6 protein-coding genes are annotated in these 12,199 nt (G+C 67.4%); 1 reads left to right on the top strand and 5 read right to left on the bottom strand.

Features of this window, described 5'->3' with window-relative positions; translation table 11 throughout:
* Positions 1-1,368: PQQ-binding-like beta-propeller repeat protein (locus tag VGI62_RS13060; protein WP_331504931.1), on the top strand; the 1,368-nt coding region annotated here is incomplete at its 5' end.
* A 159-nt stretch (positions 1,369-1,527) separates the two neighbouring features.
* On the opposite strand, the gene VGI62_RS13055 is transcribed toward VGI62_RS13060, so the two are convergent.
* The 5 genes from VGI62_RS13055 to VGI62_RS13035 are packed head-to-tail and all read right to left on the bottom strand — an operon-like array spanning position 1,528 to position 12,126.
* Positions 1,528-2,982, bottom strand: a complete 1,455-nt coding sequence (locus VGI62_RS13055; protein ID WP_331504930.1) for an efflux transporter outer membrane subunit — start codon at positions 2,980-2,982, stop codon at positions 1,528-1,530.
* Positions 2,979-6,311: an efflux RND transporter permease subunit gene (locus tag VGI62_RS13050; protein WP_331504929.1), complete on the bottom strand. Its 3,333-nt coding sequence runs from the start codon at positions 6,309-6,311 to the stop codon at positions 2,979-2,981. Before VGI62_RS13050 ends, VGI62_RS13055 begins: the two co-directional genes overlap by 4 nt.
* Positions 6,308-9,430: an efflux RND transporter permease subunit gene (locus VGI62_RS13045; protein WP_331504928.1), complete on the bottom strand. Its 3,123-nt coding sequence runs from the start codon at positions 9,428-9,430 to the stop codon at positions 6,308-6,310. Before VGI62_RS13045 ends, VGI62_RS13050 begins: the two co-directional genes overlap by 4 nt.
* A gap of 52 nt (positions 9,431-9,482) precedes the next feature.
* Positions 9,483-11,420, bottom strand: a complete 1,938-nt coding sequence (locus VGI62_RS13040; protein ID WP_331504927.1) for an efflux RND transporter periplasmic adaptor subunit — start codon at positions 11,418-11,420, stop codon at positions 9,483-9,485.
* On the bottom strand, positions 11,374-12,126 hold the full coding sequence (locus VGI62_RS13035) for a VOC family protein (protein WP_331504926.1): 753 nt from the start codon (positions 12,124-12,126) through the stop codon (positions 11,374-11,376). The genes VGI62_RS13040 and VGI62_RS13035 overlap by 47 nt, the downstream gene beginning before the upstream one ends.
* Between the last annotated feature and the right edge of the window lie 73 nt (positions 12,127-12,199).

The following is a 12,199-nucleotide window of genomic DNA, read 5'->3' as shown; positions in this document are numbered from 1 at the left end:
TGGCTCTTCGTCACCAACCGCTCGGGCAAGTTCTATGCCCTCGACACCAAGACCGGCTGTGTCCACTGGGTCGTCGACGACCTGGTTTCACGCCACACCCCGCCAGTCGTGAAGTCGTCGATCTCGCCCAGCGGCTGGGCGATCTTCGCTGGCGGCACCGACCGCATCATGCGCGCCTACGACGCCCAGACCGGCAAGGAGCTCTGGAAGAGCCCCGTTCTCGAACCCCATCCGGTTTCCGTCCTCACCGGCTCGCCGGTGGTGATGGGCGATCGGCTGATCGTGCCTATTTCCTCGATCGAGGAGGCGGCGGCGATGAGCAAATCCTATTCCTGCTGCACCTTCCGCGGCTCAGTGGCGGCGCTCGACCTGAAGACCGGCAAGCTGCTCTGGAAGACCCCGATGATCGACGGGCCGATGAAGGTGATCCGCGAGAAGGACACTGGCGTAAAGGTTCAGGGGCCGGCCGGCGCGGCCGTCTGGGCGGCGCCGATGGTCGATAAGAAACGCGGTCTCGTCTACGCCGTCACCGGCGACAGCTACACCGATATCGACACCGTCGGAGCCGACGCCATCGTCGCGCTGGACGCCAAGACCGGCGCCCTGAAGTGGCGCCGCCAGGTCACCGAGAAGGACAATTTCGTCATGGGCTGCGGCCCCGCCTCGCAGTCCGGAAACTGCCCGACACCGATGGGCCCGGACTACGACTTCGGCGCGACCCCGGTGTTGATGACCCTGAAGAACGGCAAGCAGGTGCTGGTGGCCGGCCAGAAGTCGGGCGCCGTCTACGGCGTCGATCCGGACACCGGCAAGCTGCTCTGGACGAGGGTGGTTGGCGCAGGCTCCGCGCTTGGCGGTGTCGAGTGGGGCATCGGGGCCAACGACACCCACGTCATCGTGCCGATCTCCGATCTGGCGCGCCTGTTCTCGGCGGGCCGTCCCGGCGCCGTTCCCGGCAAGCCCGGCGTCTATGCCCTGGATCCTGCGACGGGCGCTGTCGCCTGGTCGGCGCCCGCGCCTGAGGCGCCTTGTGTCTACGCCAGCGACAAGGGCAAGCCCAGCCATTGCGCCCGCGCTCAGCCTGCCGCGCCGTCCATGATGCCCGGCGTGGTCTTCCAGGGCGGTCTCGACGGCTGGTTCCGCGCCTATGACGCCAAGACCGGCAAGATCGTCTGGGAGGACTCCACGACCGCGCGCACATACGACACGGTCAACGGGATCAAGGGACAACCCGGCGGCGGCATCGATGGCATGGGCGCCACGATCGCCGACGGCATGGTGTTCGTCGCCAGCGGCAACAACGGCGCCGCCCGCGTCGGCTCCAACGGCGTCAACGTCCTGCTGGCCTACTCGGTCGATGGGAAGTAGAGCCTCGAGCTAAGCTAGGCCCTCTCCCCTCGGGGGGAGGGCGAGCTCGGCCCTCCTGCGTTAAGCGAAATTCCCTAGAGCTCCCATCGCATTCCACTTCCCGATAAGGGGCGGGAAGGGGCCTTCAAAGGCGCTGAAATCGAATAACCCGCCTATAATCTAGGGCGACTTCCAGCCGCCGCCCAGCGACTGGATCAGGGCCACGGCGGTGGTCTGACGCTGAGCGGCGATTTGGACCACGGCGCTGCGGGCTTGGGCGGCGGCGGTCTGGGCGGTCACCACCGCCGTGAAGTCCACGGTCCCGGCCTTGTACTGGTTGTTGACGATCTGCTCCGCCTCGTCGGCGGCAGTCGAGGCCTCGCGGCGCAGGTCGCTCTGCTGGGCGAGAACCCTGGTGGCGGCAAGGTTGTCTTCGACGCTCTGCAGCGCCTGGAGCGCCACCTCGCGGTACTGCGCCACGGCCTGCTCGTGGGTGGCCCTGGCCTCGGCGACCCGCGCGTGGCGTGCGCCGGCGTCGAAGATCGTCTCGGCGATCGAAGCCCCATAGCTCCACAGCGCATTGGGGCTGGAGAACAGGCTGCCGAGCTCGGCAGCCGCGAAACCGTAGGAGCCGGTTAGCGTAAGGTCGGGGAAATAGGCGGCGGTCTGGACGCCGATCTGGGCGTTGGCGCTGTGGACGCGCCGCTCGGCGGCGGCGACGTCCGGCCGGCGCTGCAGCAAGGTCGAGGGCACGCCCGGCGGCAGGTTCGGGACCGTCCACGTCCAGGGTGCGGGCGCCAGCGAGAAGTTTCCCGGCGCCTCGCCGATCAGGACGGCGATGGCGTGCTCGAAGTTGGCGCGCTGCTGGTCAAGCCCGGCCAAGTCGGCCTGGGCGTTGAAGAGCTGGGTCTGGGCCTGCAGCACGTCGCTCTTCGGCGCGACGCCGGCCTTGTACCGGTTCTGGGCGATGGTCAGCGAGCGCTGGTAGGCTTCGACCGTCGTTCGGTCGACAGCGATCTGGGCGTCGGCCCCGCGCAGGCCGAAGTAGCTGGTGGCGAGTTCGCCCTGCGCTGACAGCTTGGCCGCCGCAAGGTCCGCGGCGCTCGCATCGGCCTGAGCCGCGGCGCCTTCGATGGTGCGGCGGATGCGGCCCCATATGTCCGGCTCCCAACTCGCTCCCATGCTGACGCGGTACTCGGTCGTGCGATTTGCGCCCCCGCCGCCGACGCCGGTGATGACCGAGCTGCCGCCCCCTGAGACCACGCTGCCGCGCGTGCCGCTGCCACCACCCGATTGGGTGCTGCTGCCGGTCAGGTCGACGGTCGGGAACAGCGCCGCGCGCTGCTCGCTGACCACCGCGCGCGCTTCGCGATACGCGGCCTCGGCGGCGACGATGTTCTGGTTGGAGACCTCCACCTTGGCCGCCAGTGCGTTCAGCGTCGGATCGTTGAAAAGCGTCCACCAGTCGCCGCGGTCGAGGGTGTCGGCCGGCGCAGCCGGCGACCAGCCCGCCGCTTCCTTGAAGGTCGGCGAGATTGGAGACGTCGGGCGCACATAGTTGGGCCCGACTGCGCAGCCGCAGATGGCCGTAGCCAGGACCGCCATGGAGGCGAAACTATAAGGCGTGTGCTTCATGCGGACTGGACCTGGCCTTCGGCGCCGTGGCGGCTGAGGTAGCGCTCATCTTTTCGGCGGCGAAGCCGGTCGATGTAGACGTAGACGACGGGGGTGGTGAGGAGCGTCAAGAGCTGGCTGGCGATCAGGCCGCCGATGATCGCGACCCCCAGCGGCTGGCGAAGTTCCGAGCCCTCGCCAAAGCCGATCGCCAGGGGCAGGGCGCCGAGGCCCGCGGCCATGGTGGTCATCAGGATCGGTCGGAAGCGCAGCAGGCAGGCCTCGCGCACCGCCTCCTGGGCGGTGAGATCGCGACTGCGCTGGGCTTCGAGGGCGAAGTCGATGATCAGGATGGCGTTTTTCTTCACCAGGCCGATGAGTAGGAAAATCCCGATCAGGGCGATGATCGAAAATTCCATCTTGAAGATCATCAGCGCCAACAAGGCGCCGACCCCTGCCGAGGGGAGGGTGGAGAGCACGGTGATCGGGTGGATCAGGCTCTCATAGAGCACGCCCAGCACGATGTAGATGGCGACCAGGGCGGCGACGATAAGCATCGGCTCCTGCTTTAGGGAATCGGTGAAGCTCTTGGCCGTGCCTTGGAAGCTGCCGCGGACATTGTTCGGCATGCCGATGTCAGCTTCGGCCTGGGTGATCGCCACTTGTGCGTCGCTGAGTGACTTCCCCGGCGCAAGATTGAACGAAACCGTGGTCGCAAGCTCGGTGTCCTGGTGGTTCACCGCCGCGGGCGTCGCGCGATTGTAGAACCGGGCTATGGCGCTGATCGGGATCATCCGACGCACCGCAGTGTTGATGGCGCTGCCGGTCGCGGGATCACGCGAGCCGGGATTAGCGGAAGGCGCAGCGGCCGCTCCGCTGGCGGACGTGGCTCCGCCGGCGGCCTGAGGCGTGGCGACAGAGCCACTGGCTTGGCTTGCGGCGGCGTTGGCGGCGGCCACCGCACTCGCGGTCTGCGGCGCCGTAGTCTTCGGCATGGTCGTTTTCGTGGCCATGCTGGTGCCGCTGGCCGGCACATAGACGTTGGTCAGCGAGTCGGGACCGCGGCTGTACTCGGGCGCGGTCTCCATCACCACGGTGTACTGGTTTAGGTCCTCGTAGATGTTGGCCACCTGCCGCTGGCCAAAGCTGTCGTAGAGGGCATTGTCGACGTCGCGCAGGTTGACGCCGAGCCGCGCGGCGCTGTCGCGGTCGACGTCGACATAGGCCTCCACGCCGTTGTCCTGCTGGTCGGTGTTGACGTCGGTCAGCACCCTGTCCTGGGTGGCCATCGCGTCGTTGAGCTTCTGGGCCCAGGTCTTCAGGTCCTGCGCGTTGTCGGCTTTCAGGGTGTATTGATAGGTGGCGTTGGACTGCCGCCCGCCCATTCGCACGTCCTGTTGCGGATTGAGGAACAGCTGGATGCCGGTCACCTTGGTAAGCTGGGGTCGAAGCCGCATGATCACCGCCTGGCCCCCGTCCTTTCGTTCGGACCGCGGCTTCAGGTCCACCGAAAGGAAGCCCCCGCCACTGCGCCCGCCGCCGGTGAAGCCCACCACCGTCGCCACGGCTGGGTCCTTCATCAAGATCGCCACCAGCTGGCGCATCTTGCGGCCCATCTCCTCGGAGGAGATCGATTGGTCGGCGCGAAGGCCTCCGTTCAGACGGCCGGAATCCTGGGTCGGAAAGAAGCCCTTGGGGATGGCGGTGTAGAGATAGACGTTGAGTCCGATCACCGTGATCAGAACCAGCATCATCATCGGCTTGAGCGAGAGCGCGAAGTCGAGACTCCGCTCATAGCTGCGCTGCAGCGCGTCGAAGCCGGCGGCGAAGTAGCGGGAGATACGGCCCGGCGTCTTCTGCTGTTCGTCCCGCGAGCGCAGCAGATATGCGCACATCATCGGCGTCGTGGTGAGCGACAAAACCAGCGAGATCATCACCGCCGCTGACAGCGTCACCGCGAATTCGCGGAACAGTCGGCCGACTTGGCCGCCCATGAACAGCAACGGGATGAACACCGCCACCAGGGACGTGCTCATCGACAGGACGGTGAAGCCAACCTCACGCGCGCCGGCGAGCGCCGCCTGGAAGCGCCCCATGCCGGCCTCGAGGTGCCGGCTGGTGTTCTCCAACACCACAATGGCGTCGTCGACCACAAAGCCCGCCGCCACCGTCAACGCCATCAGGGACAGGTTGTTGAGGCTGAAACCCAGAAGGTACATCGCCCCGAAGGTGCCGAGCAGCGAGACGACCGTCGCCACCGCCGGGATCACCGTCGCCTGGAAGCTGCGCAGGAATGCGCTCACCACCAGCACGACCAGGATCGTGGCGATGAGCAGCGTGATCTCGATCTCGCGCAGCGACGAGCGGATGCTGGTCGTGGAGTCCGACGCCACCTGAAGCTTCACGTCGCTGGGCAGCTGCGCGGCCAATAGCGGCAGGCTCGCGCGAACCTTGTTCACGGTCTGGATGACATTGGCGCCCGGCTGCTGGGTGATCAGGACGACGATCGCCGGCTTGCCGTTGAAGAGGCCGATGGTGCGCGTGTCCTGCACGCTGTCGATGACGCTGGCGACGTCCGACAGGCGGACCGGCGCACTGTTGCGATAGGCGACGATCAGGTCCCGGTAGTCGGCCGCCTTGGTGCCGCCGGTGTTGGTGTAGATCTGCAGTCGCCGGCCGCCGGCGTCCTCGACGACCCCCTTCGGCCGGTTGGCGTTGGCCGACTGGATCGCCGCACGCACGTCTTCCAGGCTTACGCCGAAGCGGTTGAGGGCGAAGGGCGCGAGCTCGACGCGCACCGCCGGCTGGGAGCCCCCGCCAATCTCCACGTCGCCGACACCCGTCACCTGCGAGAGACGCTGCTGCACGATGTTGTTGACGCTGTCGTAGATCTGGCCGGGCGTCTTGGTGTCGGAGGTGAGCGCCAGGATGAGCACTGGCGCCGCCGATGGGTTGATCTTGCGGTAGGTGGGATTGCTGTGCAGCGTCGCCGGCAGGTCGGCGCGGGCGGCGTTGATACCGGCCTGCACCTCGCGGGCCGCTGCGTCGATGTTCTTGGAAAGGTCGAACTGCAGCGAGATCCGTGTCGAACCGTTGGAGCTGGACGAGGTGATCTCGTTGACGCCGGCAATGGTCCCCAGCCTGCGCTCCAGCGGTGTGGCCACACTTGAAGCCATGGTCTGCGGGCTCGCACCCGGCAGGGTCGCCTGGACCGAGACCGCTGGAAAATCGACCATCGGCAGCGGCGCCACCGGCAGCACCAGGAAGGCTGCGATCCCGGCCAGGGCCAGGCCGATGGTCAGGAGCACCGTGGCGATCGGCCGGCGAATAAACGGCGCCGAGAGGTTCACCGCACGCCCTCCCGATCAGGCTCGACGGGCGCGGCGGGCTTCGGGGCGGGTTTCGGACCGGGCTCCGGCTCTCGCTCGACCGTTTCGCCCTGACGCTTCTTTGGGACCAGACGGTCGAAGGCAAGGTAGACCACCGGCGTCGTGAAGATCGTCAGGAGCTGACTGACGATCAGCCCGCCGAAGATCGCCAGACCCAGCGGGCGGCGAAGTTCCGCGCCCTGGCCGATGCTCAGCATCAGCGGGATCGCCGCGAACATCGCAGCCATGGTGGTCATCAGGATCGGCCGGAAGCGCAGCAGCGCCGCCTGATGGATCGCCTCGCGCGGGCTCTTGCCCTGCGTGCGCTCTGCGTCGAGCGCGAAGTCGATCATCATGATCGCGTTCTTCTTGACGATGCCGATCAGCAGGATGATGCCGATGATCCCGATCACCCCCAGGTCGTTGCCGGTCAACAACAGGGCAAGCAGGGCGCCGACGCCTGCCGAGGGCAGGGTCGACAGGATGGTCAGCGGGTGGATGTAGCTCTCGTAGAGCACGCCCAGCACGATGTACACGCAGACCACCGCGGCCAGGATCAGCCACAGTTCATTGTTCAGGCTTCGCTCGTAGGCTCCCGCTGCGCCAAGGAAGGTTAGCGTCAGGCCGGCCGGCTTGCCGATCCTGTCGGCGACCTTGCGGATGTCGCTGACCGCCCCGCCGAGCGACACGCCCGGGCCGGTGTCGAAGCCGACGGCCGCCGCCGGGAACTGGGCCACGTGGCGCACGGCGAGCGGCGCGCTCTGCTCCTTGATAGCTGCGACCGCCGAGAGAGGCGTGGACCCGCCGGTCGACTGCAACTGCACCTGGCTAAGGCCGGTCGGCGTCGCCTCGGACGGCCGCGATTCCAGGATTACCCGGTACTGGTTAGTCTCGGTGAAGATCGTCGAGACGATCCTCTGGCCGAACGCAGAATAGAGCGCATCGTCCACCGCCGCCGGTGTGATCGCCAGTCTGGCGGCCGTGTCGCGATCGATGTCCACGAACGCCGAAAGGCCCTGGTCGGCCGCGTCTGTCGTGACGTTCTGCAGCTTCCGTTCCTGAGCCATCGCGTCGGCCAGCTTCACCGCCCAGGTCTTGACCTGCTGGGTGTCCGAGCCTTCCACGGAGACGCGATACTGGGTCGGGCCGGATTCGGCGTCGACGGTCAGGTCCTGGGTCGGTTGCAGGAAGAGCTGGACGCCGGCGACGTGCGCCGCCCGGTCGCGCAGCCGCTGCATCAGCTTGGCCTGCGAGCCATGGTGTGGCTTGAGGTTGATCAGCAGTTCGCCGCTGTTGATCGTCGAATTGTTGGCCCCGTCGACACCGACGAACGACGAGAGGTTCTCCACCGCGGGATCGGCCAGGATCGCGTCCACCACCTGCTGCTGCAGCTGCACCATCCGCGGGTAGGAGACGGTCTGCGGCGCCTGGACCCGGGCCTGCAGTTGGGCTGTGTCCTGCACCGGGAACAGCCCCTTGGGGATAATGATGTAGAGCAGGACCGTGAGCGCGAAGGTGGCGGCGGACAAGATCAGCGTCGCCTTCTGGCGGTCCAGCACCCAGGTCAGCGCCCGGTCGTAACGTGCGACGAGGCGGTCGAACTGATTTTGCACCCGCTCACCGAAGCTGCCGGGCGTCACCCCCTCGTGGCTGCGCATCCAGCGCGCGGCCATCATCGGCGTGAGCGTCAGCGAAACCACCGCCGAGATCAGGATGGTCACCGCCAGGGTGATCGCGAACTCGCGGAAGAGGCGGCCGACCACGTCGCCCATGAACAGCAGTGGGATCAGCACCGCGATCAGTGAGACGGTCAGCGAAATGATCGTGAAGCCGATCTGCCGAGCGCCCTTCAGCGCCGCCTCGAACGGGGCTTCGCCCTCTTCGATATGCCGCGAGATGTTCTCCAGCATGACGATGGCGTCGTCGACCACGAAGCCGGTGGCGATGGTCAGCGCCATGAGGCTCAGGTTGTTGAGACTGAAGCCCAGCAGGTAGGTGATCCCACACGTTCCGATCAGCGAGATCGGCACGGCCAGGCCCGCGATCACCGTGGCTCTCAGGCTGTGCAGGAAGAAAAAGATCACCAGCACCACCAGGACGACGGCGAGCAGGAGCTCCATCTCAACGTCGTGCACCGAGGCCCGAATTCCGGTGGTGCGGTCGGCGAGAACGCTCACCTTCACCGCCGGGGGCAGGGAGGCGGTCAGCGCCGGCAGCTGGGCCTTGATGGCGTCGACCGTGTTGATGACGTTGGCGCCGGGCTGGCGCTGAACGTTGACCACGATCGCCGGAGTCTTGCCCGACCAGGCGCCCAGCCGGACGTTCTCCGCCCCTTGGGTCACAGTCGCCACATCCGACAGCCGCACCGAGCCGCCGTTGCGACTGGCGATGATCAGGTTCTTGTAGTCGTCGGCGGTCAGCAGCTGGTCGTTGGCGTTGATCGAATAGCTGCGCGTCGGGCCTTCGAAACTGCCCTTCGCGGTGTTGGCGTTGGCGGCGCTGATCGCATTGCGCACCGAGGTCAGCGTCAGGCCGAAAGAGGCCAGCGACTGGGTGTCCGCCTGGATGCGGATCGCCGGCCGCTGACCGCCGGAGAGCGTCACCAGGCCAACGCCCGAGACCTGGCTGATCTTCTGGGCGAGGCGCGTGTCGACGAGGTTCTGCACCTCGGTCAGGGGCAGTGAGTCGGACGTCACCGCGAGCGTCAGCACCGGCGCGTCGGCGGGGTTGACCTTGGCGTAGACCGGCGGCGCAGGGAGGTCGGCCGGCAGCAGGTTGCCACCGGCGTTGATCGCGGCCTGCACCTCCTGCTCGGCGACGTCCAGCTTTTCGGCCAAGGCGAACTGCAAGGTGACGATAGAGGCGCCCGCCGAACTGACCGAGGTCATCCGATCCAGGCCCGACATCTGGCCGAACTGGCGCTCGAGCGGCGCCGTCACCGTCTGGGCCATGACCTCGGGGCTCGCCCCTGGATAAAGGGTCTGAACCTGGATGGTCGGGTAATCCACCTCGGGCAGGGCCGAGAGCGGCAGGAGCTTGAAGCCCACGAGGCCCGCCAGCACGATCGCCACCATCAGGAGCGCGGTCGCGACGGGTCGCATGATGAAGGGGCGTGAGGGGTTCATCCGCTAAGGACCAGCTCGAACTCTAACCTCAGCCGCCCGCCGGCTGCGGCCGGCGGGGCATCTTGGCCATGGCGTCCTTGCAGGCGCCGCTGGCTTTGTCGGTGTTCTGGCGCAGGCACATGAAGGCTTCGCGGCCTTCCTGGCCCGGGCACAGTTTTTTCATGTCCGGCTCGCAGGCTTTGCGCATGGCTTCGCGCGCCGCCATGAATTCCGGCGAAGGCGTGAAGCCGCCGGCGCCCGCGGTCCCGCCGGGCGCGCCCTGGCCGCCGCTGAATCCGCCGCCGGCCGGCGGGGCGACCGCCGCTTGGGCTCCGCCGCCGCCCGCAGGTTGCCCGGGCCGCATCTTGGCCATGGCGTCCTTGCAGGTCGCGCTGGCCTTGGCCTCGTTCTCGCGCAGGCACATGAAGGCCTCGCGGCCCTCCTGGCCCGGGCAGAGCTTCTTCATGTCGGGGTCGCAAGCCTTGTGCATGGCTTCGCGGGCCGCCTGGAGTTCCGGCGAGGGCGCGAAGCCGCCGCCGGCGCCCTGGCTGACCGCGCCCGCTCCGCCGGCCCCGTAGCCGCCCGCGCCGCCGCCGTAGCCGCCCGCGCTTGCGCCTGAGCTCCCACCTGAGCCGCCGCCAGGACCAGCGGCCAGCGCCGCCTTGCAGCCCGGGCTGGCCTTGGCCTGGTTCTGGCGCAGGCACATGAACGCCTCGCGGCCCTGCTTGCCGTCACATAGCTTCTTCACATCGGCCATGCAGGCCATCATCGCGCTCGGCCGGTCGCCCGGCAGGGTCACCTTCGCGCCCTCGGTCAGGCGGTCTCCGCCTTCGGTGATCACCCGCTCGCCAGGGTTCAACCCCTGGGTCAGGCTGGTCACGGTCGGCGTGCCGGGACCGCGCTTCACGTTGCGTTTGGTCACCGTCTTGTCCGGGCGCAGCACCCAGACGAAGTCACCGTCAGGCCCCGTGCGAACGGCGGTCACCGGCACGACGACCACGTTGTGCAGGGTCTGAAGAGCGATCCGCACATTGACGAACTGGCTGGGGAACAGCGTCCCCTTCGTGTTAGGGAAGCGGGCCTTTGCCTTCACCGTGCCTGTCGTGGGGTCGACCTGGTTGTCCAGAGTCGAGAAAACGCCCTGATCCAGCACCGTGGTCTTGGTCCGGTCATAGGCCGTGACCGGCAGGCGGCCCTGGCTGGCTTGACCGTCGAGCTGCGGGACATGGTCCTGCGGAATGGTGAACTCGACGTCGATCGGCGTAACCTCGGTCACCACCGCCAGGCCCGTCGTGCTACCGGCCTGGATGTAGTTTCCGAGATCAACTGCGCGCAGGCCGATGCGGCCGGAGACCGGTGAGACGACCCGGCTGTAACCGAGGTTGAGCTTGGCGGTGCCGACTGCGGCCTTGTCGGTCATCACCGTGCCTTCGAGCTGCTTGACGAGCGCGGCCTGGGTGTCGACGTCCTGGTGGGCGATGGAATCCTGCGCCAGCAACGTGCGGTCGCGCTCCAGCAAGACCTTCGCGTTAGCGAGCTGCGCCTCGTCACGGGTCTGGTTGCCCTGCGCCTGCAGCAGCGCCATCTGCAACGGCCTGGGGTCGATCACCACCAGCGCCTGGCCCTTTTTGACCATCTGGCCCTCCTTGAAGAGGATCTCGGTGATCACGCCGGAGACCTGCGGCGTCACCGTCACCGTCGCGGCGGGCGTCACCGTGCCCAGCGCATCGAGGGTGATCGGCACGTCTGACGTCGTGGCCGTGGCCACGCCCACGGTCGTCGAGGGGCGGCGCGCTCCGCCCCCACCGAACCCGCCGAACCCGCCGGCCCCCCCAGGCGTTGCGGTCTTGCTGCCCTGAGCCAGCGAGATCGCCAGCCAGATCAGCCCGGCCAGCGCGACCAGGATGACGAGGGCGATCCCCACGCGCCAGCCCCGGCGGCTATCGACCTTCGCCTTGAAGCTTCTGGCCTGCGTGCGGTTGTCCATCATTCCTCCGGGATGACCTGCTGGGCGGTGACGCTCGGTGATTTGGCGCCCGCCCTGCAAGCTCCGCCATAACGGTTTGTCGGTCACGCTGTTCCAACGTCAGCCGCAGGAGCGGTGGCGTTGGAGCCGCAACCATAGCTTTAACTAGGGCTTCCCCATGACAGGCGTCTTTCAGACCTGCATCCGAACCTTCCCGCTCTGCAACTGCGTGACGGTCCCGCAATGAGGCCGAGGCGCGGGGCCGGTTTCCCGCGCGCGTGGGTCGCCATGGCTGCGACCATCTGCGCCCCCTGTTCATCGCCCAGCTCACCCCGAAGGGATCTTTCAGGGCGGCGTAGCGGTCGCGCCAGAACATGGTCGCCACCGGCGTGACCACCGTGCAGCCTGCCTCCTCCGCACGTTTGAACCAGGCGTCGATGTCGTCGACCATCAGGGTGAGCGTGAAGGCCTGCGGGGCTTCCAAAGGCATGCCCTGGTCGGGGAAGGCGTCGTTCAACATGATCGAGCCGTCGTTCAGGTAGAGATGGCAGTGGATGATCCGCTTGCCGTCCGGGTGCATCATCCGGTTCACTTCCTGCGCCCCGAAAGCCTTCTGGTAGAACTCCGAGGCAGCCGATGCATCGCTGAGCTGCAGGTAACTGACGATGCCGCCCTTTGGCCGGGGCAGCGATCCCGGCTCGATCTGCGGCATCCTGTTTTCGCTCATGGCGTCCTCCTTGGCGGTCGGTCCCGGGACGCTCGACGCTAGGCGCGCACTACAGGGCGTGCGACTTCTTTCG

Origin of the sequence: Phenylobacterium sp. (genome assembly GCF_036495085.1) — a bacterium.
In the GTDB taxonomy this organism is placed as follows: domain Bacteria; phylum Pseudomonadota; class Alphaproteobacteria; order Caulobacterales; family Caulobacteraceae; genus Phenylobacterium.
This window is presented reverse-complemented; position numbering and strand designations above follow the sequence as displayed.